At 59.4% G+C, this 25,961-nt stretch carries 18 protein-coding genes and 2 tRNA genes; 13 read left to right on the top strand and 7 right to left on the bottom strand.

The window, feature by feature from the left end:
- The 9 genes from recN to ACWNRM_RS02585 all read left to right on the top strand — a co-directional run bounded on the left by recN (position 1) and on the right by ACWNRM_RS02585 (position 12,080).
- Complete coding sequence (recN, locus tag ACWNRM_RS02625; protein ID WP_485169376.1) at positions 1-1,716, top strand: DNA repair protein RecN; 1,716 nt, start codon at positions 1-3, stop codon at positions 1,714-1,716.
- Positions 1,716-3,770, top strand: coding sequence for an NAD-dependent DNA ligase LigA (ligA, locus tag ACWNRM_RS02620; protein ID WP_485169375.1), 2,055 nt, complete (start codon positions 1,716-1,718; stop codon positions 3,768-3,770). The genes recN and ligA overlap by 1 nt, the downstream gene beginning before the upstream one ends.
- A gap of 84 nt (positions 3,771-3,854) precedes the next feature.
- Positions 3,855-5,186 carry a hemolysin family protein gene (locus ACWNRM_RS02615; RefSeq protein ID WP_485169374.1) on the top strand — a complete coding sequence of 444 codons (1,332 nt, stop codon included), beginning with the start codon at positions 3,855-3,857 and terminating at the stop codon, positions 5,184-5,186.
- Positions 5,187-5,576: 390 nt separating this feature from the next.
- Positions 5,577-7,628, top strand: coding sequence for an FUSC family protein (locus ACWNRM_RS02610; RefSeq protein ID WP_485169373.1), 2,052 nt, complete (start codon positions 5,577-5,579; stop codon positions 7,626-7,628).
- A 33-nt stretch (positions 7,629-7,661) separates the two neighbouring features.
- Positions 7,662-7,856 (top strand): DUF1656 domain-containing protein, encoded by a 195-nt coding sequence (locus tag ACWNRM_RS02605; protein WP_023978594.1) that lies wholly within the window; start codon positions 7,662-7,664, stop codon positions 7,854-7,856.
- A gap of 13 nt (positions 7,857-7,869) precedes the next feature.
- Positions 7,870-8,817, top strand: coding sequence for an HlyD family secretion protein (locus tag ACWNRM_RS02600; RefSeq protein WP_485169372.1), 948 nt, complete (start codon positions 7,870-7,872; stop codon positions 8,815-8,817).
- A gap of 70 nt (positions 8,818-8,887) precedes the next feature.
- Positions 8,888-9,439 carry a nicotinamidase gene (locus ACWNRM_RS02595; RefSeq protein WP_485169371.1) on the top strand — a complete coding sequence of 184 codons (552 nt, stop codon included), beginning with the start codon at positions 8,888-8,890 and terminating at the stop codon, positions 9,437-9,439.
- A gap of 125 nt (positions 9,440-9,564) precedes the next feature.
- A complete protein-coding gene (locus tag ACWNRM_RS02590) occupies positions 9,565-11,103 on the top strand; it encodes a PepSY domain-containing protein (RefSeq protein WP_485169370.1) in 1,539 nt (512 codons plus the stop codon).
- Positions 11,100-12,080: a DMT family transporter gene (locus tag ACWNRM_RS02585; protein WP_485169369.1), complete on the top strand. Its 981-nt coding sequence runs from the start codon at positions 11,100-11,102 to the stop codon at positions 12,078-12,080. Before ACWNRM_RS02590 ends, ACWNRM_RS02585 begins: the two co-directional genes overlap by 4 nt.
- Before the next feature lie 53 nt (positions 12,081-12,133).
- Here ACWNRM_RS02585 and ACWNRM_RS02580 read toward each other — a convergent pair whose 3' ends face one another.
- The 3 genes from ACWNRM_RS02580 to ACWNRM_RS02570 all read right to left on the bottom strand — a co-directional run bounded on the left by ACWNRM_RS02580 (position 12,134) and on the right by ACWNRM_RS02570 (position 17,588).
- Positions 12,134-12,520, bottom strand: coding sequence for a response regulator (locus tag ACWNRM_RS02580; RefSeq protein ID WP_485169368.1), 387 nt, complete (start codon positions 12,518-12,520; stop codon positions 12,134-12,136).
- The gene (locus ACWNRM_RS02575) at positions 12,517-14,451 is read right to left on the bottom strand and encodes a GAF domain-containing protein (protein ID WP_485169367.1); all 1,935 of its coding nucleotides are present in this window, start codon (positions 14,449-14,451) and stop codon (positions 12,517-12,519) included. Before ACWNRM_RS02575 ends, ACWNRM_RS02580 begins: the two co-directional genes overlap by 4 nt.
- 209 nt (positions 14,452-14,660) lie before the next feature.
- On the bottom strand, positions 14,661-17,588 hold the full coding sequence (locus tag ACWNRM_RS02570) for a two-component regulator propeller domain-containing protein (RefSeq protein ID WP_485169366.1): 2,928 nt from the start codon (positions 17,586-17,588) through the stop codon (positions 14,661-14,663).
- A gap of 762 nt (positions 17,589-18,350) precedes the next feature.
- Here ACWNRM_RS02570 and ACWNRM_RS02565 point away from each other — a divergent pair.
- From ACWNRM_RS02565 to ACWNRM_RS02555, 3 genes are read left to right on the top strand one after another with little or no spacing between them, the layout of a single operon-like run.
- Positions 18,351-20,813, top strand: a complete 2,463-nt coding sequence (locus ACWNRM_RS02565) for an HsdM family class I SAM-dependent methyltransferase (protein ID WP_485169365.1) — start codon at positions 18,351-18,353, stop codon at positions 20,811-20,813.
- Complete coding sequence (locus ACWNRM_RS02560) at positions 20,810-22,237, top strand: restriction endonuclease subunit S (RefSeq protein WP_485169364.1); 1,428 nt, start codon at positions 20,810-20,812, stop codon at positions 22,235-22,237. The genes ACWNRM_RS02565 and ACWNRM_RS02560 overlap by 4 nt, the downstream gene beginning before the upstream one ends.
- Before the next feature lie 4 nt (positions 22,238-22,241).
- A complete protein-coding gene (locus tag ACWNRM_RS02555) occupies positions 22,242-23,171 on the top strand; it encodes a restriction endonuclease (RefSeq protein WP_485169363.1) in 930 nt (309 codons plus the stop codon).
- Positions 23,172-23,422: 251 nt separating this feature from the next.
- Here ACWNRM_RS02555 and ACWNRM_RS02550 read toward each other — a convergent pair.
- From ACWNRM_RS02550 to ACWNRM_RS02535, 4 genes are all read right to left on the bottom strand, one after another.
- Positions 23,423-23,499: transfer RNA gene (locus ACWNRM_RS02550), tRNA-Arg, on the bottom strand.
- A gap of 24 nt (positions 23,500-23,523) precedes the next feature.
- Positions 23,524-23,600: transfer RNA gene (locus tag ACWNRM_RS02545), tRNA-Pro, on the bottom strand.
- Positions 23,601-23,687: 87 nt separating this feature from the next.
- Positions 23,688-24,173 (bottom strand): xanthine phosphoribosyltransferase, encoded by a 486-nt coding sequence (gene gpt, locus ACWNRM_RS02540; protein ID WP_485169362.1) that lies wholly within the window; start codon positions 24,171-24,173, stop codon positions 23,688-23,690.
- Positions 24,173-24,526, bottom strand: coding sequence for a hypothetical protein (locus tag ACWNRM_RS02535; RefSeq protein ID WP_031240730.1), 354 nt, complete (start codon positions 24,524-24,526; stop codon positions 24,173-24,175). The genes gpt and ACWNRM_RS02535 overlap by 1 nt, the downstream gene beginning before the upstream one ends.
- Positions 24,527-24,690: 164 nt before the next feature.
- Here ACWNRM_RS02535 and ACWNRM_RS02530 point away from each other — a divergent pair, with 164 nt between their 5' ends.
- Positions 24,691-25,953 (top strand): MFS transporter, encoded by a 1,263-nt coding sequence (locus ACWNRM_RS02530; RefSeq protein WP_485169361.1) that lies wholly within the window; start codon positions 24,691-24,693, stop codon positions 25,951-25,953.
- The last annotated feature ends 8 nt before the right edge of the window (positions 25,954-25,961 follow it).

Raw genomic sequence — 25,961 nt, 5'->3', positions numbered from 1 at the left:
ATGCTGACTCACCTCTCGATACGCGATGTCGTTCTGATCGAGAGGCTCGATCTGCCTTTTCATCCGGGACTGACGGTCCTTACGGGTGAAACCGGGGCGGGCAAATCCATTCTTCTCGACTCCCTTGGACTGGCTCTGGGCGACCGCGCCAGCGGCGGCCTCGTTCGTGCCGGGGCAGATCAGGCTGGCGTTTCCGCCTGTTTCGACATCCCCGATGGTCACCCGGTCCATCAGCTTCTTGCCGAGCAGGGCATTGCCCTGGATGACCCGCATGAACCGCTTGTGCTCCGGCGCACGGTCACTGCCGATGCGCGGTCGCGGGCCTACGTGAATGACCAACCCATTGGCGTTGGGCTGTTGCGTCGCATCGCGGCTCTTCTGGTCGAAATCCAGGGCCAGCACGACCAGATGGGGCTGGCTGATCAGGCGACCCATCTCGATCTGCTTGACGCTTTTGGCGTGGATCGCAGCGCGCGCGAGGCCGTGGCTCGCGCCTATCGTCGCTGGATCGAACTCACCGCAGCACTCGCCGCAGCACAGTCCGAAATGGAAGCAACGCGGCGTGAGGAGGACTGGCTGAGACAGTCCGTTGACGACCTCAGCGTTCTTGCTCCGCAGGAAGATGAGGAAGAGCAATTGGCTGCGCTGCGTATCGGCCTGCAGCAAAACGAACGACGTGGCGAGGCCATTGCTGCGGCCCTGTCCGAACTGACACCGCGTGACCGTCGCTCCGCTACGCCGGCGGCCGCCCTGCGCAGTGCCAGCCGCACACTGGCCCGCCTGCTCCCCTCCCCGGGCGACGACCCCGTCGCCCATTCTGCGCAGCAGGCCCAGGCGCAAGAGGCGCTGGAAGCTCTGGAAAAAGCCGAAGAGGCGCTTGCCGAGGCCGAAACACTGCTCTCCCGCCTCGCCGCTGATGCAGACACCGACCCCCGCCTGCTTGAGGAAACCGAAGAACGTCTCTTTGCCCTGCGCGCAGCGGGTCGCAAGCACGGTGTGGCGGTCAACGAACTGGCTGCTCTGCTGGCGAGCCTTCAGGCCCGCCTTGAAGCGCTGGATTCAGGCAATGCCCGGATTGATCAGCTGATGGCGGAAACGCAGGCCGCGCGGGAGGTATTTGCCACAGAAGCAGAAAAACTCAGCCAAATACGCGAGCGCGCTGCACGTCGGCTTGAAACCGCAGTCATGGCCGAACTCAAACCGGTTCGGCTCGAACGTGCCCGATTTATTGTCTCACTTACATCACTTGCGCCGGAAGCCTGGAACCTGCGTGGCAAGGAGCAGGCATCTTTCCTGATCGCCGCCAATCCGGGCCAACCGCCTGGCCCACTGGCCAAGGTGGCCTCGGGCGGTGAATTATCGCGCCTCATGCTGGCTCTGAAGGTCGTGCTTGCCGAACGCTCCGCCATACCCACACTCGTTTTCGACGAGGTGGATTCCGGCGTTGGCGGGGCCACGGCCTCGTCCATCGGTGACCGCCTGCACCGTGTGGCGCAGGATGTACAGGTGCTTGTCGTCACCCATAGCCCGCAGGTTGCGGCACGTGGCGACCAGCATCTGCGCATCAGCAAGCGTATCCGAAAGGACAGGACAGAAACCCTTGCAGAAAAACTCTCAGCCGAGGAACGACGTGAGGAGATCGCGCGTATGCTGGCTGGCGAGACCATAACGGATGCGGCGCGTACGGCCGCTGACAGCCTGCTGGAACAAGAGTGATGACTGATACCCCCGCCCGTGAGCACGCCAGATTAACGGCGCTCATTGCGCGCTGGAACGACGCCTATTACCGCAACGACGCTCCTGAAGTGTCAGACGCGGAATATGATGAGACCAGAAGGGCGCTCCTTGCCCTTGAAGAAGCGCACCCTGACCTCAGGACTGAGAGCGGCATCTCGGAGCGCATTGGTGCGGCGCCGGATAACGCCTTTGGCAAGCAGCCCCATCGCGTGCCCATGCTGTCGCTCGACAACGTCTTCAATACTGAGGAATTTGAGGCTTTCGTGGCGAAAGCAGCCCGCTTTCTCGGGCTGGATGCCAAGGCGGCCGATCAGCTCACTTTCGTTGCCGAGCCGAAGATCGATGGCCTGTCGATCAACCTCACCTACGTGAACGGTCAGTTGCTGCGCGGGACGACACGCGGTGACGGGCTGGTGGGTGAGGACGTTACCGCCAATCTGAAAACCATTTCTGACATTCCGCAAAAGCTGGAAGGAGAGTTCCCGCAGGAGATTGAGATACGCGGCGAAATCTTCATGGCGAAGGCCGATTTTCTGTCGCTCAACGAGACGATGCAGGCACAGGGACAGAGGGTTTTCGCGAACCCGCGCAACGCTGCTGCAGGATCACTGCGCCAGCTTGACCCCAACGTGACTGCCAGACGCCCTCTGTCGCTTTTTGCCTATGCGCAGGGCTTTTCGAGCCAACGCTGTGCCGCAACACACTGGGACTGGCTGGAGCAGTTGAAACGTTGGGGCTTCCCGGTCAATCCGCTTTCAACACGCATCGGCCACGCCAGCGAGATCGCCGGTTATATCGCCAATCTTGCCCGTGAACGCTCGTCGCTGCCCTATGACATCGATGGTGTCGTTTTCAAGCTGGATGATATTGACCTCCAGACCCGTCTCGGCTTTGCGGGCCGTGCACCGCGCTGGGCCATTGCATGGAAATTTCCGTCCGAGCAGGCCATCACGCGACTGGAAAAAATCGAGATACAGGTCGGGCGCACAGGGGCGCTTACTCCCACGGCTCACCTGGAGCCGGTCAATGTCGGCGGTGTCATCGTGTCGCGCGCAACGCTGCATAACGAAGACGAAATTGCGCGCAAGGATGTCCGCCCCGGTGATCTGGTGCGTGTGCAGCGCGCAGGCGATGTCATTCCGCAAATTCTCGGCCCTGTCCCCGAGGATAAGCCGCGCGGCCCGGCTTTCATCTTCCCGACGCATTGTCCTGTCTGTGGCGCCCTGACAGAGCGTCCCGAAGGCGAGGCTGTACGACGCTGCACGGGCGGCCTGACCTGTGAGGCGCAGGTTGTCGAGCGCCTGATTCATTTCGTCTCCCGGCCGGCATTCGATATCGACGGGCTGGGTGAGCGCTCCATACGCGAGTTCCACGAGATCGGCCTGATCGACCGGCCCGGCGATATTTTCCGCCTGCGGGACAAGGCCGACATCATCCGTGACCGTGAAGGCTGGGGCGAGGTATCGACGCGCAATCTGCTCAATGCCATCGAGCAGCGCCGTACCATCGCCTTCAGCCGGTTTCTCTTCGGGCTTGGCATACGGCGTATCGGCGAGCGCAATGCCCAGCTTCTGGCGCGCCATTACCAGACCTATGAAGCCTGGTTCGACGCGATGCGCGCCGCCGCCATGATCGGTTCTGACGACCGCCTTGCCCTGGGCAGCATCATGGGTATCGGCCAGAGCATCGTGGCCGATCTCCTCGCTTTCTTTGCCGAGCCGCATAATGTGGAGGCGCTGGCTGATCTGCGGGCGCAACTTACAATCGAGCCGGAATCCCGCCCCGAGGAAGGCCCGCTTTCGGGCAAGACCATCGTGTTTACCGGCACCCTGCACACCATGACGCGCCCTGAAGCGAAGGCCATTGCCGAGCGTCTGGGCGCGCAGGTGAGCGATTCCGTATCGAAAAAAACCGGGCTGGTGGTGCTGGGTGAAAAAGCCGGATCAAAGGCAAAGAAAGCCGCTGAGCTTGGGCTTGAGACCTGCGACGAGGCAGGCTGGCGCGCAATCGCCGGGTTGCCGACAGCCGGTTAAGGGCGGATACTGTGCCATGAGCCAAGAAAAATCCAAAAACAGGCTCTTCTTTTTTCAGCCCATTCAGAATGAGGAGTCAGGCACATGATGCTGCTGCTTCTGGGCCTCGCGGCCATGGTGGCAGCGATTGCCGTCTCGATCCTGATATCACTCTCCGAGATCTCCTTTGCCGCAGCGCGCGACATTCGCCTGCGTGCGCTGGCCGATCAGGGTGACGCTCGCGCGGCGGCTTTCCTCAAGCTGCGGCGTAATAGCGGGCAGGTCATCACCGTCCTGCAAATCTGCCTTAATGCCGTGGGCGTCCTTGGCGGTGTCATATCCAGTGAGCTTCTCACACCGGCCTTCAGCACGGCCCTGATCGAGGCCGGGCTGACACCAGGTGTCGCCACCAAGACGGCTGCGACACTGGCCTTCGTGGTCGTGACAGGCCTGTTTGTCCTGTTTGCCGATCTGCTGCCCAAACGTATTGCCCTGAATAATCCTGACCGCGTAGCGCTGCGTGTCGGCTGGTTCCTTACCGGGGCGCTGAGAGTGCTCTACCCCGCTGTCTGGATCTTCTCGGTCATTTCGGACTGGATGCTTGCCCTGCTCCGCATTCCGGCGGCCTCTGCCGTCGAGCCGGTCACACCCGAGGATCTGAACGCCATGCTTGCCGCAGGAACGGCGTCCGGGGCGTTGCAGGAGAAAGAGCACCAGTTGATCCAGAACGTTCTGGCGCTGCAGGATCGCTCTGTCACCTCGGCCATGACCCCGCGCGATGAAATTGTGTTTCTCGATGTGCAGGAAAGCCTTGAATCTCAGCGCGACAAGGTACGTATCCGTCCGTACTCACGCTACCCGCTATGCGATGGCGGGCTCGATCACGTGATTGGCTCGATCCGCGCCGAGGACGTTCTGGTCGCCGTAGTGGATGAGGTACCGGCCTATACCGATCCGAGCCAGCCCATCACCAACCAGATTTTCCGGATGCGTCGTGACACACTTTCGCTGCCCGACACGCTGAACCTGTGGGACACACTGGCGCAATTCGACTCGCATGGCGCCGGCTTTGCGCTGATCGTAAATGAATACGGTCTGGTGGTCGGTCTTATCACCTTCAAGGACATCATGGGCGCGCTCATGGATGGACTGGCAAGCCCGTTTGAAGAACAGGCCATTGTGCGACGCGACGCAAATTCATGGCTGATCGACGGCGCAGCGCCCATCGGAGACGTGTTCCGTGAACTCGATATCAACCTCGACGCCGAGCGCGATCTGTTTCACACAATCGGCGGTTTCGTCATGCATCGCCTGCGCCGCATGGCGCGCAAGGCCGACCGGGTCGAGGCCGCGGGATACCGCTTCGAAGTGGTCGATGTGGATGGTTTCCGCATCAATCAGCTTCTCGTATCCCGCATGGCGCAGGGTGACGCATAGGTACCTTTTTCAGCGCTAGCCACGCCTCGAACCAGGGATACTCGTCATATCGGGCGGTAATCGGAAACGGCGTCAATCGAACGTCTCCTGCCGCTTCGAGACAGCCGTAGCATTGCCGGAGACCCGCCTTCGGGTCAGTCCCCAGCCTGTCGCCTGCTCGTCTCGTCGCAACGTCAATTCCGACAGCGCGTACCGTCATGGCGGTCTTCGATCACAGGACAGCCCGCCGATATTCTGCCAAGACCTTCCATCTCTGCCTCCAATGGGGGCACCATTACAGACCCGTATCTGACAAAGGATTTCCCGGCCTGCGCCAGGCCCCTGCGTGCTTGACCTTCTGAGCCTTCGGGGCGTTCCTGTTGCGCGCGTCAGATTTCGGGTTGGAGGCACATGTCAGAGGGGGTGGAAACACGCATACGCTGGTGGCCCGTCCCCGCCGATCTGCCCAACCCACCCTTCCCGCCCGGATGGATCGGTTTTTCCCTGCGCAGCTGGGCGGCGGTCTGCCTCGCCCTTGCCACCGCCTTCTGGGCGCAGCTCGACTCCCCTGCTGGCGCCGCCGTCACCGTCATGATCATCACCCAGCCCCTTCGCGGACAGGCCCTCTCCAAGGCGCTCTACCGGCTGGTTGGCACGGCCCTTGGCGTAGGCGCTTCCATCCTGCTCATCGCCTGTTTCAGCCAGGATCGCGGCATGATGCTGGGTGGATGCGCGCTTTGGCTGGCAGGCTGCACCTATATCGGGTCGCTGGAACGCCATTTCCGTTCCTATGGTGCGCTGCTCGCCGGTTATACGATCGCTCTGGTCGCCATCAACGTGATCGACACACCGCAGAATGTGTTTGACGTCGCCCTTTCCCGCGCAAGCTGTGTGGCGATTGGCATCGCCTCTGTGGCCTTCGTCAACATGCTTACCGGCTCACCCAAGGCGTGGCAGAAACTGGCGGACAGTCTAGAGGCCAAGGCGGGTCAGATCCGGGCTTTCGGACGCAACGCCATACGGGGCGATTCCATACCTGATGCGATGGAGACCACCGCCATCGCAGGCGAGATTCTCTCGCTCTCGGCCCAGATTACCTATGCCCGTACCGAGATCGACCGCTCAACGCGGCGTAGCGCCGGGGCGCGTCTTGCGATCATCGGCATGCTCACCGTCCTTGGGTCAGGACGCGCCATCGCCCATATCCTGCGCCACAAGAGTGTCTCGGCTCTCGCGCATCGTCACGTGCTGGCATGGCATGAGTTGCGTGAGGACAATAGCGACCGTTACGAAACGGTTGGCTCCTTGATGGACGCCATGCAGGCCGAAGCACCGGATTATCACCCCGACGCCCATGATGCGCATTTTCTGGAGCGCAGCGCCGTCATGCTGAGCAACCGGCTTCATATCGCGACGGGCATCGATACGCTGCAGCACGCCACCCCTGCAGGAAACGCCCTCAAACTGGCACAGCTCGGCCAGCATGCCGATCATGTCGCCGCTTTCATCAACGCGCTACGGGTCCTGCTGGGATTCTCGATCACCGCCGGGCTTTGCATCGCCAGCGATCAGCCTGCCTCAATGGCGGCTCTGTCACAGGCCGCGCTGATCTTGACGCTCGCGTCCACCGCGCTCGACACCTCCCAATTCGGCATGGGTGCCATACTCGGCCTCTCATTGGCCGTGGCTGTGGCCATCATCATGAATTATTTCGTGCTTCCGCATATTGCTGCTTTCGGTGCACTGGCCCTGGTCTTTCTGCCCCACACGATCTTTGCCTGCGTCATGCTGATGAACGCCCGCACAAGCGCCATCGGGTTCAATTACGGGGCGTTTTTTCCCATCATTCTCGGTCTAAGCAATCATCAGGATTACGACCCGCTCGCCTTCATCTCGCGCAATATTTTCTATCTGATCTCGGGTGTCGTTGCCTTCGTCATTCTGGTCCTGCTTTTCCCTCCTACGCCCAAAAGCCGGCGTTTTCGTATTGCGGCCTCAATCGGTCAGGATCTTGAGGCCCAGCTGCGTGGCGATGGGCGTCCTGCCGGGGCACAGTTGCTCAGCCTCAAATATGACAGGCTTGCGCAATTACTGACCTGGACAAAACGCATGGACGCGCATCGCCGCGTCAACCGCCATGTCTTCAATCGCCTGGTCATGCTGGAAGATCTCGCCACCACGCTGGCGCGGGTGCGCCACTATCTGGATGAGGCTGCGGCCTTGCCGTGCCTGCGCCTTCTCGCCACTGAAGCACATGGGCTCATCAATACCGCTTCGTTTCCCACCCTTGGTCATGCCCTGCCACAAATCAGCAACCGCTTTCTCGATATCGCACGCACGGCGCGCCACGATGAGCGCAATCTGGCCGTGCTCTGCGCGGGCAGTCTTGAGGCGGTGCGGTCCACGCTTGAGGATAATCGCTCGACCTTGCGCCATTTCGGCCTGGGGCGTCGGCGATGGTAGGCGGGATTTCCACACGCAACACGGGTGATGGGTATGAGTGAAGTCATCGACCTCGAAGGCGTTCTCGTCTCGGCTTTTGTCGCCAATCTGTTTCTCGCCCTTCTGACGCTGGCCATCGTGCGCTGGTGCTTCGGCCGTCTCAATCTATGGCGTTTCTTCTGGAATCCGCCACTCGCGCAATTCGGCCTGCTTGTGTGTCTGCTTGGCCTTTATACCTGGCTTTTGTGAAGGTAATCCGCTCGTGCTCGCTCGTGCCTCCCGCCTGATCCGGTGGTTCATCACCCTGTCGATCCTTATGGTCGCCGGGATCGTCATCGTGATCTTGTGGGATTACTATACCGCAGCCCCCTGGACCCGTAACGGGCAGGTCCGCGCGCAGGTTGTGAACATGGCGCCGCGTGTTTCAGGCGAAATTATCGAAGTCCGGGTACGGGACAACGAGTTCGTGCACCGGGGCGACGTGCTCTATGTCATCGATCCTTTCGACTTCAAGGTGCGTGTCGCCTCTGCCGAAGCCAATCTGGCCGAGCGCAAGGCCGATCTCGATTTCAGAAATTCGCAGTTCCAGCGGCGTCGGATTATCCCGGGTGTTGCCGTATCCGGCGAGGAAAAGCAGCAATATGCCGCCGCCGCCGCTCAGGCCCGGGCCCAGTATGACGCCGCCCAGGCTGCCCTCAGACAGGCCCGCATCGATCTGGAGCGGACGATCGTGCATAGTTCGATTGATGGCTACGTGACAAACCTGCTCATGCGGCCCGGCGATTTTGCGACAGCCGGCCATGTGAATATCCAGATCATCGATTCCGCCTCCTACTGGGTGGACGGCTATTTCGAGGAGACCAAGGTTCATAATATCGAAATTGGCGACCCTGTCCGGATGGATCTCATGGGCGGCCATCATCCTGTGTTCGGCCATGTCGAGAGCATTACCCGCGGTATTTCAAGCATGAATGCCTCGACCGCAACACAGGGCCTGCCATCGGTGGACCCGGTCTATACATGGGTGAGGCTCGCCCAGCGTATCCCGGTACGTATCCACATCGACAAGCTTCCGCCTGACCTGCATCTGGCAGCGGGCATGACCGCCACGGTTACGATTGTCTCCGAAAACGGCCACAGGCGGCACATGTCCACAAAGGACGCGCTTCATCATTTCGAGGACGACATGCGTCATGTTATCGGCCATTAGGAAAGCGGAATAATGTGATGGCACGCAGGCGCCTAGCCTCTTGAAGAAACAGGGAGCCACCGGACTGACCATGCGAAAAGCCCTCCTCCTGATTGACGTTCAGAATGATTTTCTGCCTGGCGGCGCGCTCGGCGTGCCCAATGGCGATGAAATCTTCCCCGCGATTGACACGCTTGTGTCTCTCGATTTTGCAGCCGTTATCGCCAGCCGGGACTGGCACCCGCCTGAACACTGCTCTTTCACGCCCTATGGCGGTCCCTGGCCCATTCACTGCGTAGCGGGCACAAGAGGGGCCGATTTTTCTCCCCGCCTGAACCAGAGCCGACTCAGCCATATCGTCCATAAGGGGCTGGATATCGCCTGTGATTCCTACTCGGCCTTTTTCGATAACGATCAGGTTCACGCCACCGGGCTCGAAGGCCTCCTGCGCGGGCTCGATATCGGGCATGTCACGCTTTGCGGCCTCGCGCTCGATTACTGCGTTGCTGCAACGGCCCGTCATGCGCGGCGGCTTGGCTTCACAACTGATATCGCGCTCCCTGCCTGTCGCAGCATTACCCCTGATCCTGCTTCCTGCCTGGCGGAACTGCGCATGCTTGGTGTGAACCTCATCGAGGCCTGAGCGGGCGGCATTGATGCAGCGCCGCACGACACAAGCGTCTTGTCAGGAAGACTACGAGGCGGCAGGTAAAAGCCGCCTCTTTCTGCTTTTATCCGGATCAGTCATGCGCCCGCGCCTTCTTCATCATGACTAATCGCGCGAAACGGTGGCGCAAAAAAGCCGTTCGGACGGCGTTTCTGGTTCATCGTTGGCTGGGTATTGGCCTTGGCGCGTTGATGCTTCTCTGGTGCCTGTCCGGGATGGTCATGCTCTGGAAGCCCTGGCCCCAGCCAGACGAGCGGCTTGCCAGACTGGCACATGAGCCTCTCCGGTTCGATCGCCCTCCAGTGCTCCCGGATCTGCATGGTTCCTATCGGCAGTTCCGGCTGGTTATGGCCGGATCTATCCCGGTTTTGCAGGTCATGGACGACAAGGCAGAAAGCCGGAATTACGACCTGCGCACAGGCCAGATTCTGGGCCGTGAAGATATTTATCCCGACCCTGCCGCTCTGGCGGAGGTCGCTTGCCGCTACGCTGCGCTGGAGGGCGAAACCGCCCCACCCGTTTTCAGGGGGCTGCGCCGCGTAGATCAATGGATCCTGAATACCAAAGGCCATGATGCAGGGTTCTATCGCTTCGATTTCGACAGCTCGCGCCACACGATCCTCTATCTCTCTCCGCTGACGGGCGATGTTGTTCAGGCCACCACCCGCAAGACACGGTTCTGGTCATGGCTTGGCGCTATCCCCCACTGGCTGTATTTTTCACAATTGCGCCGTCACCCCGTCATCTGGTCTGACACGCTCATTCTCCTGTCAGGCCTTGGCGTCACCCTGATCACGCTCGGGCTCTGGATCGGTTTGCGCCGCTTCCGGGTCGGGCGTCGTCTCTCACCCTATCGCGGCACGCATCTCATTCATCACACTACCGGGTCGGTCTTCGGGCTCTTCCTCCTGTCATGGATCCTGACCGGCTTCCTCAGCATGAACCCGGCGGGGCTGATGGCTCACAAGCCCTCCCCCCTCTGGATGTCCCAATGGCGCGGCACGCTGCCCGCCTCGGCACTGACAGAGACAGTTGCAGCGCTTGCCCGCGCACCCAACCGGCCGTTTCGCGACATTGTTGTCCTGCCCGGCGTGCATGGAACGAGACTTGCAGTGACAGACGCAGAGGGTCCCCCGCAGCGTCTGGATCTGACACTCGCGCCCTCACCCCTGACCGTGCAGGAACTTGTCGATACAATGGCTCGGACGGGCACAAGGGTCGACGTGACCCTCTTGCAGAACGATGACGCCTATTATTTCTCGACGCGTCACAAACGCCGCGTCTTTCCGGTTTTTCGTCTCATCGGAAAAGACAGGGCAAGACTCTATCTCGATGCCCGGTCCGGCGAAGCGCTGCTACGTATCGACACAGCGGAAAAAGGCACGCGCTGGGTCATCTATGGTCCCCATGATCTCGATTTCTTTTCTTGGCTTCGTCAGCCAGAGGCACGGCTCTGGATCATTCTGCCCCTGCTCTGCGGCGTCAGCCTGATATGCCTTTCTGGGCTATGGATCGGCGTGCAGCGTTGCCTGAATCGACGCCGAGGCCGTAGCCCGGCAAGGCTTGACCATGACAAACCCCAGCATCAAGAAGAAAGCCGCGCCACCTCATGCAGGAATAATAGGAGAACGCCGGTATGACGCTCCCTTCCGCGAAGCCGGTATCGGTTTCACCTATGGGAATTCTGTGCGGGGCCGGGGCCGGGGCCCTCTGGGGGCTGGTTTTTCTCGCCCCTGAACTGGTACGTCATTACTCGCCGCTTTATCTCGCCGCCGGGCGCTACCTCGCCTATGGTGCCATCGCGCTGATCCTGATCGGACGCAGACTGCCCGCGCTGTGCCATGCTCTTGATGCTACCGACTGGCGCACGCTGTTCCGTCTCTCTTTTCTCGGCAACAGCTTCTATTACGTCATGCTGTCGATGGCCGTGCAAAAAGGCGGAATTGCGCTGACATCGCTCGTAATCGGTTTCATGCCGGTTGTGGTGACGATCATAGGCAGTCGTGACAAGGACGCTCCGCCCTTACTCAAGCTCGCACCCTCATTGTTCTTTTGCATGATTGGCGCATTCTGCATCGGCTGGCAGGCCCTTTTTCAGGCAGATCTTTCGACCGGTACCACTGGTCGCAATTCAGTATTCGGGCTGATCTGCGCCTGCGCTGCACTGGCCTCGTGGACCGGCTTTGCTGTCGGAAACAGCCGGGCTCTTGCTCGCCTTGGTCAGGTTACAGCGCATGAGTGGAACCTGCTGACGGGGATCATCACCGGCGCGCAGGCGGTGCTATTGCTTCCTGTCGCAATGATCGTTGATCCGGCGGCACATAGTCTCAGGGAATGGACATCTTTCTTTGCCGTCTCTGGGGGGGTAGCGCTTGTAGCATCAGTCTTTGGCAACGCGCTCTGGAACCGCATGAGTCGTCTGTTGCCACTCACCCTGACGGGGCAGATGATCCTGTTCGAGACGCTTTTTGCCCTGCTCTACGGTTTTATCTGGGAGCACCGCCTGCCACGGCCGCTGGAGATCGCCTCTTTTCTTTTCATCATTGCCAGTGTTCTCTGCTGCGTCGCGGCTCATCGCCGCCCCGTTCGCACAGCGATAAGCGAACAGGCGCTCTGAGTTTTTGAGGCTGGCGCCCTGAAACGATAAATCCTCTCTCTGCGCGTCATTGTTCAGGCAAAAAGGGTCAGGGCTTCTTTCACCCGCTGCTCGTTGAGTGGTTTCGGCAGAAACCGGGCACGAGCAGGGAATGTTGCAAGCTGGGGCACACCGCGGCCACTTGTGACAATGATCTCGATGGGTGACCAACGGTCGCGCACCAGCGCCGCAAGACGCAACCCGTCCATGCTGCCGGGCATATCGACGTCGGCAAGCACGATACGGATGTCGGGGCGGTTTTCCAAAATGATCAGGGCCTGATCCGCGTCGGAAGCTTCCGCAACAGCATAGCCTGCCTCCTCGACCATATCCATCAGACACATGCGTTGCAGGGGTTCGTCCTCCACAACCAACACGGTAGGGAAACCTGATGTTTCGCCCGATATCGCGTGCACCATCATGTCCTCATGATCTTTTCTACATCGGCCCTGAAGCTGGCCGACAGACCTTCAGGCTCATAGCGCAACGCAACGCCACCCGTTCCAATCAGACCAAAGGAAATAAGCCGTGAGCCAAATCCGCCACGCACGGGCGCGGTGACCACCGGTCCCTGACGTTCGTGCCAGTTCAGTACCAGCTCCCCTCTCCCGGCCTGACAATCGATCTCCCAGTCGATCTCGATTTCGCCATCCGGCATTGAAAGGGCACCATGCTTGCAGGCATTGGTCGTCATTTCATGGATCAACAGTGCTGTCGACATCGCGGCACGCGAGCCGAGACGGATGACAGGGCCAGACAGGCGACAACGCGTATCCATGCTGGCATCACGCAGGATACTGGCGATCAGATCACCCAGATGGGCTGCTCGCTGGTCATCGCCTTGCAGCAGGTCATGAGCACGCCCCAGAGACTGAAGCCGTTCATAAAACCGGCTAGCATCCTCTTTTGACAACACATCACGCAGCGTCATCCTGGCAACAGCCTGTACCATGGCAAGTGTGTTGCGCAGGCGATGGGCAATCTCGCCGTTGACTACGGCCTGCATTTCATCGGCCCGTCGTCGGGCTATGGCGACTTCCAGGCGGTCAGCTGCATTGTGAAGCCAATGAATTTCCTCAGTACTCCACTCATGGGGACATGAGAAATGGACGAGCACAAGCGCTACATTGCGTCCGTCTTCCCGTACGGGAATATTGATGACCCCGCGGGCATTGAGTGCCAGCCAGCCTGCGCTTTCACCAATCGTTCGCGGGTCAGTCAGGATATCGCTGATCACAAGCGCCTCACCGGCAAGCAGCGTCTCACGCAATCTGCCGTAATCATCGAAGCGATACCGGCCCCTGATGGGTGGCATGCCATCAATCGCCCATCCCTCGCAGACTGTCAGGGTTTCAATGTCGTGATCAAGCTCACCATAGGTCGCCCGATCAGCATCGAAGGCCTCGCCGATGATAGCCATCGCCCGGCTGATCATGGCCTCTACATCACGCTCGTCGCGCAGCACATCCCCAAGTGCGATCAGCCCGGCCTGGCGCTTTTCGGCGGCGACCTGAGCGGTGATCTCGCGGAACGTGATCGAAAAAAAATCCTGCCCGACCGGGTAGAAGGTACCCTCGAACCAGCGGCGCAGCGTGCGCACTTCCTGCACAAAGGGCACGGGACGGTTCTCATCGACAGCTTGTGCCGCGAGAGAAATCCAGCGGTCTTCAACCCAGGGGAAAATATCGCGACACGTTCTGCTGATGGCTTCTTCTGCCGTCACACCCATATAGCGTACCCAGGCGGGATTGACCTCGTGGTACCGCCAGTCATGCACCTGTCCTTCCTCGTCACGCAGCAACCGTGCAAGAAAAAAACCCTCATTCATAGTCTGGACAAGACTACGCCAGTGGTTCTGGGCGCGTTCATTTTCCATGCTCTGTCGGCGCAGTTCGAGCAGATCGACAACAAGGCGCGCCAGTTTTTCCAGAGCACTTCGCTGAACGTCAGACAGTCCTCCGGGGCGGGGAGCTGGATCGAAGACGGCCAGCGCGCCGATTGTGCCAAAGGGCGTCCGTAACGGCACTCCGGCATAAAATCGCAAGTGGGGTTCGCCGAACACCAAAGGATTTTGTGCCGTACGGGGATCGATCTGCAGATCCTCGATCTCAATGATTGAATCGGTGCTTACAACCATGCCGCAAATGGCATGATCGAGGTCAGTCTGGCACAGAACAATACCCTGCCGAGCCTTGAACCATTGCCGATCGCGATCAATCAGACTCACGACGCCAAAACGGGTCTCACAGATCTGACTGGCCAGCATGACCAGATCATCATAGCCGCGCTCAGGCGGCGTATCGAGAATATCATAGGCGCGCAGGCCATACGGTGTCGCCATCTTATCGACCATACCCGGTTCCATACCTATTGGGTCCAGAATGCTCGCAGTGGAACATTAGAGCTTGAGGCTTAAAGCTTGTGCGACAACTGAAAGATGCTGATCAACGCGACCATACGGTGTTACAGGCCCGCAGGACAATGGTTGTTTGTTTACGTTTTGGCCTTGCCTGACCCCCGCTCATGATCCAACTAGCGTCCCGGCGCACGAGTTCTGTCGCATCAGGCGCTGTGGATGCGGTCACGCCCTGCATGTTTAGCCCCATAGAGCAGCGCATCAGCCCGTCGCATAAGCGTCTTGATGGTGTCGTCTGGCTCACAACGGGTCAATCCTGCGCTGAATGTAACGAGGCCGGTAGAGCGCGAAATCTCCCAATCGAATTTTTCATGAAACGCTACCCGCAGGCTTTCGAGACGGGATCTAGCCATGTCAAGTGTCTGGGCCGGCAGAAGAATACCGAACTCCTCGCCTCCGATACGTGCCACCATATCGGCCGGATGGGAGCTGGTCTTGAGAACATGCGCGACCTGACGCAGAATCTGGTCTCCCGTCTGATGGGAGTAGGTGTCGTTGATTGCCTTGAAATGATCGATATCGATGATTGCGAGGCAGAAATCGGAACCGCCTGCATTGGCGCCGACAAGCATCTTTTCGACAGCTTCGTCGAAAGCGCGCCGGTTGTAAGCCCCCGTCAGGGAATCCTCGCGCGCCTGCCGCGCTGTCAGGTCAATCTGGATTTCAAGACGCGCCAGCAGTGCATCTTTCTCACGTGTCTGGGCTTCAAGGTCTTTCGTACGCGACCGGATAATGCGCGAAAGCCTGCTGGCTTCTGCCCTGTAGCTCCAGACGATGCCCCAGTAGGACAGGGCAATGACGATACAAAGCGCAACTGCACAGAAAACCCAGAACTGACGCCGCTGCCACCATCTGGGATCGATCACGAACCGTATCAATGTGACCGGCCGGGGCCAGACCTGCCCGGGATGCGCAGCAGATGTTGTAAGGGTATAGGTGCCAGGCGGGAGCGAGGTCAGTTCGAGCGTGCGCGAATGCCCCGTTGTCGTCCATGTGTTTCCTGCCCCGGTGATCGTGGTGCGAAACAGGATTTCATTGGGTGCAATGAAGCTGGGGGCCTTATAGCGTATGGTCAGGTTGTGCCGCGACGGCACATGCAGCACGTCATCCTTGCGCAGATTGTGAATATCGCGCCCATCCATGGCAAGGCCGTCAAGCGCGACAGGCGGTGGGGGCGGTTTGACAAGAAACCGGTCGAAACTGATTGTGTCGGTGCGCGCCAATCCGACCGCCGTGGCAATCCAGAGTGAACCATCACTTCGCAGAGCAACACTGGGCTGCGCACTGCCGCTTGCCTGGCTGCTGCTCAGCCCGTTGGTCTCGTCCAGCTCAATAACGTTGAGATTTATCCGCTTACCGTCGGCAACGGCATCGAGATTGGCCAACGCGAAACGAAACAGCCCCCGGTTACTGGTCAGCCATGCGTATCCCCTGGGGTCCTCGACCATCGCGAATACGGAATCGACCGGCAAGCCGGCCTCGCGCCCGATATGACTCATCTTTCCATGACGATAGCGATACAAACCGCGATCAGTGGTGAGCCAGAGATCGTCAGCAATCGCGACAAAACCGAATATCGTATGGGCGCCATCGCTCCCGTTGAAGCGCAGGGCACGTATTCTGCCATCATGGATGACACGCACGCCATCGAGCGTACCAACCCACAACGTATCTCCCTGATCAAGAAGGGCCGTGATCAGCCCGCCTGGCGCCTTCGGGACCACATAGCGCTCCACCTTGTCGGGTGCAGCAAGGCGAAACAGGCCATGCTGCGTGCCAATCAAAAGGCTATGATCCTGAGTGAACGCGAGTGCCCTGATATTACCGGGCGGCAGGCCACTGGCGCTATCCAGATGGCGGATTGTCCCATCCGGAGCAACACCAAACAGGCCGTCCGCATAGGTACCCATCCAGATCGTACCATCCCTGTCCTCAACGCTCGACAGCACCTCCGGCTGGTGGCCAGAGCGCGTCGGCAAATACAGGGTCTCTGGTGAGTCATCATGCACGATGCGTGATACTCCGCCATCCGTGCCGACCCACAGGGCGCCGGTATGATCCTCCATAACAGTGCGAACAAAGTCACCCGACAGGCCATTGTGGCGGCGCAATGTGCTGAACGGTGTTTCCTGCAGGCGGAAGAGACCGGCATTGGTACCAACCCAGATCGATCCCTCTGTATCCTCCGCGAGAGACAGGATACGCCCGCCCGTGGGATCAAGCGTGTCGGGCATGACCTCGACCTTGCCTCCGCTCAGTCGCAGCAATCCGTGATCTTCCGTGCCGACCCAGAGCGATCCATGCCGATCCTGCAACAGTGCCGTAACCCGTCCCTGATCCCTCAGATCATAAGCCAGGCGAGGCTTGCCACCGGTGATGGAAAAGATGCGGCTGTCAGAAACGACCCAGAATGTGCCATCCGGCGCATGGTACGGCCATGACAACCCGTGCAGCAGATTCCACGAGGCCGGGGGTTGATGCACATGGCCGTTCTTGTCCCGGATAACGATGCCGCCATAACCACCGAGCCATAGTGAGTCGGCCGAATCAAACGCCATGTTGCGATAGATGCTCGACAGCGGCTCACTGGCCGCAGCCGTGAAATAATGGAAATCCCCCGAAGGAGACATCGTTCCCAACCCGTGGTTTTCATAGAGCAGCCAGATATCATCATGCCGGTCCACTTTCATCGACTGGATGAGTGTGGAGGGGGCACTCGCTTCATGCTGCCAGAAATGCCAGCTCCCGTCGCTGTCGTGACGGCCAATATCCCCCCGTGAGTCGCTGAACCACATATTCCCCGAGGCATCGAGTGTCAGGGCGCCGATACCATTATCGGGCAGAGCCGGATCACTACCCCGGTTCTGTACGTGGAAATCGAGACCATCGTAGGAAACGAGGCCCTCCCATGTGGCGAACCACATGCGCCCGTCGCGGGTCTGAACAATGTCGCGGATGGAGTTTTGCGGCAGACCGTCCTGTGTCGTCCAGTGCTTGATGGTGTAGTCACTCAGCGATGCGATGCCGTCGGCCGATGCTGCGTGTGCAGGGAACGACGAGATTGCGAGCATCATGAAACCGCAAACCCCTGCAAGCTTCTGGCTCGGCAATGAGAATGGCTCGTGCCCCCGCGGCAACAAACGAGCTATGTGCGGCACATCAATCAAAACACGCGCCCTGACGGCGGATCATTTCCAAGGGTAACGTGGCGCGGCGGTGCAATCGCATTTTCTGGTCGTCAGGCTTCGTCATCTGTCACGTTCATGATGCGGGCAGAATGAAATGCTTATACCGCTGCCCCCGCCGAAGGCAAAGCAACCAAGTCCTCCCCAGGTCAGACGTTGCCTTTTCGCAACGCCAGACGAGAGGCTCGATAGTGACCCCATACTTCCCATGAGGGAACAACTTTTCAAGGGCTCCGATGGCCCGGACCTGGTAACTCCGGCGCTCAGGGCTGAATCATGACCGCCATCACATCGCACCGCTCGCTGACACCGCAAGGCCAATCCCTTTGGTCAGACAAGTCCTTTAGCTGCGCAAGAACATCCATCGCCACGCCGGCACTGCCTTGTCCGTGGTATCTTGCCAGTGGTGCCTTGCCAGTGGTGCCTTGCCTGTCATGCCTTGCCAGTGATGATTGAACCTCATGCAGGTCACGATGAATGACCGATATTGTTACGTCGAAAAAATTGGGGCATCCTTGAATACGAGAGGCATAGGGCAACTGACTCAGCCTGACACATCGGTATTTCCCTGTGATTTACAGCCACAAGCCCATTGTTACAGAAGGTGGTTATTGGGTTGATGTGCAACGGGCAATGGATGGGGACGAAACTGTGAACTCCTTGAATTTCGGTTTTCTGGCCCAGCATGATCAACAGTTGACGACGCTTGGCGGGCTGGCTGAACGTTACTTTCCTGGCGATCCCTCGACCACCATCGTCAAGCTGCGGCAGTTTGCCGAACTCATGGCGAAACTGATTGCCGCCCACCATGCGACCTATCGCGATGAACGGGAAACCTTCGAGGAGACCCTGCGACGCCTCTCCTACGATCGACTTATACCCAGAGAGATTGCCGATATCTTTCACGCCTTGCGCAAGGCGGGTAACAGCGCCGTTCATGAGGCGACAGGAGATCACGCTACCGCTCTCACAACACTCAAATTCGCTCGGTCGCTTGGCATCTGGTTTCATGAAACCTATGGCCGCGCCGAAAATTTCAGAGCAGGCCCTTTCATACCGCCGCGCCAGCCTGCTGATGCCGCAACGGCTCTGCGCGAGGAAATCGAACGGCTGAAACGCCTTGTCGTCGATACCGAAGGCAATGCGACCCGTGCCCGTCTGGACGCCGAGACGCACGCACAGGCGCGTGAAGCCCTCGAAATACGTTATCAACGCGAGGCGGAAGATCGTATCGCGTGGGAACGCATTGCCCAGGATCTCGATACAGAAAAGGCGCAGATTGAGAGCAAACTCGTCGCGCTTCAGGCCGAAGCTGCGGCTGCGCCTCGCGCTGAGGTCGCGCATCTGGTCGAAAAGGGTGAAAAAGCTGCCGCCAAGATCGACCTCGATGAAGCCGAAACACGGGCGCTCATAGACCAGCAATTGCGTGACCGGGGTTGGGATGCCAACACAGCCGATCTGCGCTACAGCAACGGTACCCGGCCTGCCAAAGGGCGCAATCTCGCCATTGCCGAGTGGCCGGTCACGAAAGGCCGCGCCGACTATGCCCTTTTTGCAGGCACCACACTGATTGGCATGGTGGAGGCAAAGCGCAAACGCAAGAACGTCTCGGCAGCAATTGACCAGGCCGAACGCTACGCGATCGACGTGCAGGACAGTATTGACTTCACCTATGCTGGCGGCCCCTGGGGCGCCTACAAGGTCCCCTATGTCTTCGCCGCCAACGGGCGCTCCTACCTCAAACAGCTTGAGACAGAGAGCGGCATCTGGTTTCGCGATGTCCGTCGCCCGGCAAACCATCGACGCGCGCTGGTCGACTGGCCGACACCGCAAGGGCTCATGGGCTTGCTTGAAGTAGATAAGGCCATGCTGCTCGCACTCGGCAAGGCGCAGGATTCACTGGTCAGTGCCATTTTCATCGATGCGCAGACCCGCCTGCGCAAGCCAACCAACCTCAAGGCCCTGACCACTTCTCTCGATCAGCTCGACTGGTTCTCCGCCCGTGAAGAAGGGTTGGGCACGCTCTATGAAGGCCTGCTGGAAAAGAACGCCGCCGACAAGAAATCCGGCGCCGGACAGTATTTCACCCCACGCCCGCTGATCGATTGCATCGTGCGCCTGATGCAGCCCCATCCCGGCGAAATCATTCAGGACCCGGCTGGTGGAACGGCAGGGTTTCTTGTCGCCGCTGATCACTACATCAAGGAGCACAAGGGGGGGATTTACGCCCTCGACGAGAAGGAAGCCCATTTCCAGCGTCACAACGCCTATACAGGGGCGGAGCTGGTGCCCGATACCCACCGCCTGAGCCTGATGAATTTGCTGCTGCACGGCATTGAGGGCGGCATGGTCAATATCGACACGCTCTCACCCGATGGCGAGGCCCTGCCAAAAGCCGATCTCATCCTTTCCAACCCGCCCTTTGGCACCAAGAAGGGCGGCGGGCGCCCGACGCGCTCTGACTTCTCCATCACGGCCGATACGTCCAACAAGCAGCTTGCCTTCGTGGAACATATCGTCCGGGCCCTGAAACCCGGCGGCCGTGCCGCCGTGGTCATTCCCGATAACGTGCTGTTTGAGGACAATACCGGCCGCCGCCTGCGCAGCTGGCTGATGGAGCTTTGCGATCTGCACACCATCCTGCGCCTGCCAACAGGCATTTTCTACGCGCAGGGCGTCAAGACGAACGTGCTGTTCCTCACCCGTGGCAAAAGCGACAAGGGCAATACGAAGGCCGTGTGGGTGTATGACATGCGTGCCAATATGCCCGCCTTCGGCAAGACACGCCCCCTGACCGTGGCTGATTTTGCCGATTTCGAGGCGGCTTATGGCGATGACCCCTACGGCAAGGCCCTGAGGCAGGATCAGGGCGAGGACAGCCGCTGGCGCAAATTTACCCGCGCCGCCATCACGGAACGCAATGACAATCTCGACATAAGCTGGCTGCGTGACACCGAGACCGAAGCAGAAGAATCCCTGACCGAACCCGAAGACATCGCCGCCGCCATCATCGGGCATCTCAAGGCCGCGCTGGAGGAGATTGAGACACTATCCGAGGAACTGGAGCCGGATAGTGTGGATAAGGCGGTTTCGGTTGTGGAGGCCGCGGAATGAGTGATTTACCGCATGGGTGGGCTTGTGCGAATTTAGAAGAACTGACTGGCATCGACGGATTGGCCACTGACGGTGATTGGATCGAGAGTAAGGACCAAGACCCAGAAGGAGGAGTGCGTCTGATTCAGTTAGCTGATGTTGGCGATGGCAATTTCCGCGATCGATCTTCTCGATTTGTGACGGATCTGACAGCTGAGCGCCTTCGCTGCACCTATCTGAAGCAAGGAGATCTGTTGATCGCACGGATGCCCGATCCATTAGGGCGCGCATGTATTTTCCCAAGTTTAAGCTCTCCAGCCATAACTGCCGTCGATGTATTCGTTTGGAGGCGGGGAGCAAAAACTGCAACCTTCACTGAATGGGTCATGCACTCGATCAACAGCCCTATAGTCAGGGCCAATATTATTGACCAAGCTGGTGGAACGACTCGTCAACGTATAGCTGGTGGGCGCTTGAAGCAGCTGTCTCTTCGACTCCCCCCCCTCCCCGAACAACGGCGGATCGTGGCGAAGATCGACAGCCTTACCTGTAAATCCAGACGCGCCCGAGACCATCTCGACCACATCCCCCGCCTCGTCGAGAAATACAAACAAGCCATCCTCGCCGCCGCCTTCCGTGGCGATCTGACGCGGGACGTCACCGACCACAATTGTTCCCTTCTATCCGACAACGAGATAAATTCTCGTACACATCATCTAGACAAATTACCTCTTGGCTGGACGTGGTCATCCATCAAAACTGTGGGCCATGTCTCGGGCGGGCTTACTAAAAATTCGTCCAGAAGCTCCCTGCCCCAGCAGGTGCCCTACTTGAGAGTCGCCAATGTCTATGCGAACGAGCTGAGGCTCGTGGACATAGCATACATCGGATGTACAGACGGCGAGCTGCAACGAACGATGCTCAAGGCGGGAGACCTCCTTTTAGTCGAAGGAAATGGAAGTATCGAGCAAATTGGACGAGTAGCTATATGTAATTGCGAAATACCTGAGTGTTCGCACCAAAACCATATAATACGCGTTATATATGGCTCTCTCGTTAAGACAGATCTTGCTCTATACTGGCTAATTTCTCCATTATCTAGGAATAATATTGAGACGGTTTCTTCTTCTGGTTCAGGTTTACATACACTAAGCCTTTCAAAGGTCGGAAACCTGCCGATTCCTCTATGTTCGAGAGATGAGCAAACAAGTGTCATACTGCGTATCAAATCCGCCTTCGCATGGATCGACCGTCTCGCCGCCGATGCGACGAGTGCCCGCAAGCTAATCGACCATCTTGATCAGGCCGTATTGGCCAAAGCCTTCCGAGGCGAGCTGGTGCCGCAGGACCCGAATGACGAACCCGCCAGCGTGCTGCTCGACCGCATACGGGCGGAGCGCGAAGCCGCGCCGAAAGCCAGGCGCGGGCGAAAGAAGACGGCCTGAGCCTATGACCATTCCGACCTATCAGGAGGTGATGCTCCCCGTGCTGCGTCTCGCCGCCACAGGCGAACAGCGTGTGGCCGACGCCGCCGAGCATATTGCCAACCAACTCGGCCTGAGCACGGAAGAACGTGAAGAACTGCTCCCGAGCGGCAATCAGCGCGTGCTCCATAACCGCATCCACTGGGCAAAATTCTATATGGGCAAGGCGGGGCTGATCGCCTCGCCCAAACGCGGGCGGTTTGTCACCACCGAGGCCGGAAAAGCCTTGCTGAACACCAATCCCGCGCAGCTTGGTGTCCACGAGTTGAAAGCCTATCAGAGCTTCAATGATTTCTACGACAAGCCGAAGCCGGTGGAGAGCGAAACAAGCACCTTCGCCCCCGCAGACGCCGCGCCGCCTTCAATCGAAACCGCCACGCCGGAAGAGCAGATAGAGGCCGCATACCAAGCCATGCAGTCAGCCCTGCGGGCCGAACTGCTGGAACGCATCGTCCAGAACACGCCGGCGTTTTTCGAGCACCTCATTGTCAATCTGCTGATTGCCATGGGCTATGGCGGCTCGCAGCGAAGCGCTGCCACAAATCTTGGCCGGTCGGGCGATGGGGGTGTGGATGGTGTCATCAACGAAGACAAGCTGGGTCTGGACCGGGTGTATGTTCAGGCCAAACGCTATGCCGATACGACAATCGGCCGACCCGATGTGCAAGCCTTTGTGGGCAGTCTGGTCGGGCATGGCGCGACCAAGGGCGTGTTTGTCACGACATCGAGTTTCAGCGCTCAGGCGAGAGACTATGTCAAACATCTGAATCAGCGCGTCATTCTGATTGATGGCGACAGGCTGACCGACCTGATGATCGAATATGGCGTGGGCGTGCGCATCAACCGACAGATTGCGTTCAAGCGCGTGGATGAGGATTTCTTTGCCGAGGAGTGATACTGCCGAATTCCGCCCGACAAGTCCGCGCCCGGTGACAGTGCAAAGACATTTCACTCATCACAGGGCGCGAATCGTCGGCAGTCAGATAAGTGGACGTTTGGGAAAAGCACCAAATCCGTGAAACGACAAAAATCGTCTCGATCACGGCTTCGCGTGGTCGGCTGATGTAAACGTTTTGGCAAGCTGCCCACCGTGCGGGCAAACCATCTGCAAACTTTGCAATCCAGAGCGAGGGAACCCTTGGAAAATGGCGCGCCCTGCTGGATTCGAACCAGCGACCCACAGCTTAGAAGGCTGTTGCTCTATCCAACTGAGCTAAGGGCGCGTATCGCCATACCCTTGGTGGTGGTGGTCGGGGCGCCCGGACTCGAACCGGGGGCCTCTTGTACCCAAAACAAGCGCGCTACCAGGCTGCGCCACGCCCCGAACGCGCGGACCCTACCGCAACTCGCGGCAGGGTGAAAGATGCACTCTCGAAAAAACTGAAGAATTATCCGAGGTTACGCCCAAAAGTTAGGCGCCCAGGTTACGGGCCAGCGGCGGCACGAAGAGCGGCGCCGTGTCCCACGGAAAGAGCACCCAGGTATCCTGTGCCACTTCCATCACATACTGATCCGTATGCGGCTTGCCATTGGGCTTGGCGTAAAGGCAGGCGAAATGCGCCTTGGGCAACACATCGCGCACGACCTTGGCCGTCTCACCGGAATCGACCAGATCGTCGATCACCAGAAAGCCCTCGCCGTCACCGGCAGCAATCGGGGCTTTCACGACACGGGGTTCCTTCTGGTCCTGTGCGCTTTCGCCCGCATAGCTGATGACCGAAATGGATTCGACAAGACGGCAATCGAGCTCACGCGCGATAATGGCCGCCGGAATGAGCCCGCCCCTTGTGACAGCCACGATGCCCTTGAATTCGCCGCGCGCCATCAGGGCCGAAGCGAGGGTGCGGGCATCGCGGTGCAGCTGGTCCCAGGTGACGGTAGCGTAGTTGGTAGCCATCAGAACAGTTTTCCTCCATCTGGCACCCGGTGGTCCGGGCAGATCAGCACCATGTCGCCGGAGCGATCAGGCATGCCGAGCGCCAGCACTTGATTGACGGTCGTGTTTTGCAGCTGCGGGTTAACCACAGCGCAAACCTGCCTGCCAACCAGCTGCGGTGCCTTGTAGTTTCTTGCCAGGGTCATTGTGGCACGACGGACACCCAGATGGGCGCCAAAATCGATCCAGAGCAGCGTCTTGCCCCCCTCTTCCTGCGCCGAGGCGATGGTCCCGACGCGTATATCGGGCTGAACGGCCCCAGCCTGCACCGGGGCCGGAGACGATTCGGGGGCAATGTCGCTGTCTGAAGTCATGCGGCGGAACCTGCCTGCGCAACCCGTGAAATGCAATCGCGCAATCACCATGCTGCGCGGGCATTCTGACGCTTTTGGCCAGGTGGAAACCTGCGCTGATGCACGCTGCCGATTTTCATACACAACATTGCTGGATTACGGACGCTGTCTATAGTGACTGCGCCATGCCAGAGCCCCTTTCACCCGACGCTTCGCCCCCTCCTCCCTCCGACGCGCTGCGCGATATCATCGGGCTCAGGCCCTTTCTCGCCGGTCGCACACTCTCTGCCCTGTCTGCACAGGTGCTTGCCGTCGCAGTTGCCTGGCAGACCTATGCCCTGACCCATAGCGTCACAGCGCTTGGCCTTATCGGGCTCGCCCAGTTCCTGCCCATGCTCGCGCTGGTCTTCATCTCGGGCCATGTGGCTGATCGCTATAATCGCAAGCGTATCGTGCAGATCTGTCAGGCGATCGAGGTGTGCGGTGCGCTTCTCATGGCCTTCGCCACCATGACGGGCCAGCTGGCGCCTTGGGCGCTCTATGCACTCGTTGCGTGTTTCGGGGCACTTCGGTCCTTCGAGGGGCCCTGCCAGCAGACCTTTCTGCCCTCAATCGCCACCCCGGCACAGTTCCCGCGGGCAGCGGCGCTGTCATCCTCCCTGTTCCAGACAGCCTCGATCATTGGCCCGTCCCTGGGCGGACTGCTCTACGGCATGGGCGCGGATTTCTGCTATCTGACCTGCGCCTGCGGCTTTACCATCGCGCTGGTCTCGACCTCTTTGCTCAGGCTGAAGCCCTATATGGGCAATCGTTCGCCCATGAGCCTCGAATCGCTGTTCGGGGGCATCGCCTTCCTCAAACGTCGGCGCGATCTGCTGGGGGCGATCTCACTCGATCTGTTCGCGGTGCTACTGGGCGGGGCAACGGCCATGCTCCCTGTCTATGCCGATGATATCCTGCATCTTGGCCCCATAGGGCTTGGCATACTCCGGGCCTCACCGGCTGTGGGGGCGCTCATGGGCTCGCTGGTGCTTGCCCGCTACCCGCTCAAATCTCATGCTGGCCCCATCATGTTTGCTTCTGTCGGTATTTTCGGCATCGCCACGATTGTGTTTGGCGTCTCGCATTCTCTCACCCTCTCCGTCCTCTCCCTGGCCGTGCTGGGCGCTGCTGACGTGGTGAGTGTGGTGGTGCGCGGTGCCCTCACACAGCTTGCCACGCCCGATGGCATGCGGGGCCGTGTTTCCGCCGTAAACATGCTGTTTATCGGCTCAAGCAATCAGCTGGGTGAATTCGAGAGCGGTATGCTGGCGACAGCCATCGGCACTGAAGCCGCAGTTGTGGCAGGCGGCATTGGCACGCTTGTCGTCGCGGGGCTCTGGATCAGGATGTTCCCGCGCCTGTGGGCGCTGGATCGCCTTGATACGATCACACCAGATGAAACATGAATTTTGAA

The organism is Asaia sp. A2 (assembly GCF_057319415.1).
The sequence above is the reverse complement of the archived record's forward strand: the minus strand, read 5'-3'. Positions and strand labels throughout refer to the sequence as shown.

Coding starts and splice junctions, on each gene's coding strand:
- ACWNRM_RS02590 (WP_485169370.1), top strand. CDS start 9,565: ATGACTAATCGCGCGAAACGGTGGCGCAAAAAAGCCGTTCGGACGGCG.
- ACWNRM_RS02585 (WP_485169369.1), top strand. CDS start 11,100: ATGACGCTCCCTTCCGCGAAGCCGGTATCGGTTTCACCTATGGGAATT.
- ACWNRM_RS02570 (WP_485169366.1), bottom strand. CDS start 17,588: ATGATGCTCGCAATCTCGTCGTTCCCTGCACACGCAGCATCGGCCGAC.
- ligA (WP_485169375.1), top strand. CDS start 1,716: ATGACTGATACCCCCGCCCGTGAGCACGCCAGATTAACGGCGCTCATT.
- gpt (WP_485169362.1), bottom strand. CDS start 24,173: ATGGCTACCAACTACGCTACCGTCACCTGGGACCAGCTGCACCGCGAT.
- ACWNRM_RS02615 (WP_485169374.1), top strand. CDS start 3,855: ATGATGCTGCTGCTTCTGGGCCTCGCGGCCATGGTGGCAGCGATTGCC.
- recN (WP_485169376.1), top strand. CDS start 1: ATGCTGACTCACCTCTCGATACGCGATGTCGTTCTGATCGAGAGGCTC.
- ACWNRM_RS02580 (WP_485169368.1), bottom strand. CDS start 12,520: ATGATGGTGCACGCGATATCGGGCGAAACATCAGGTTTCCCTACCGTG.
- ACWNRM_RS02530 (WP_485169361.1), top strand. CDS start 24,691: ATGCCAGAGCCCCTTTCACCCGACGCTTCGCCCCCTCCTCCCTCCGAC.
- ACWNRM_RS02575 (WP_485169367.1), bottom strand. CDS start 14,451: ATGGTCGATAAGATGGCGACACCGTATGGCCTGCGCGCCTATGATATT.
- ACWNRM_RS02535 (WP_031240730.1), bottom strand. CDS start 24,526: ATGACTTCAGACAGCGACATTGCCCCCGAATCGTCTCCGGCCCCGGTG.
- ACWNRM_RS02560 (WP_485169364.1), top strand. CDS start 20,810: ATGAGTGATTTACCGCATGGGTGGGCTTGTGCGAATTTAGAAGAACTG.
- ACWNRM_RS02555 (WP_485169363.1), top strand. CDS start 22,242: ATGACCATTCCGACCTATCAGGAGGTGATGCTCCCCGTGCTGCGTCTC.
- ACWNRM_RS02605 (WP_023978594.1), top strand. CDS start 7,662: ATGAGTGAAGTCATCGACCTCGAAGGCGTTCTCGTCTCGGCTTTTGTC.
- ACWNRM_RS02595 (WP_485169371.1), top strand. CDS start 8,888: ATGCGAAAAGCCCTCCTCCTGATTGACGTTCAGAATGATTTTCTGCCT.
- ACWNRM_RS02610 (WP_485169373.1), top strand. CDS start 5,577: ATGTCAGAGGGGGTGGAAACACGCATACGCTGGTGGCCCGTCCCCGCC.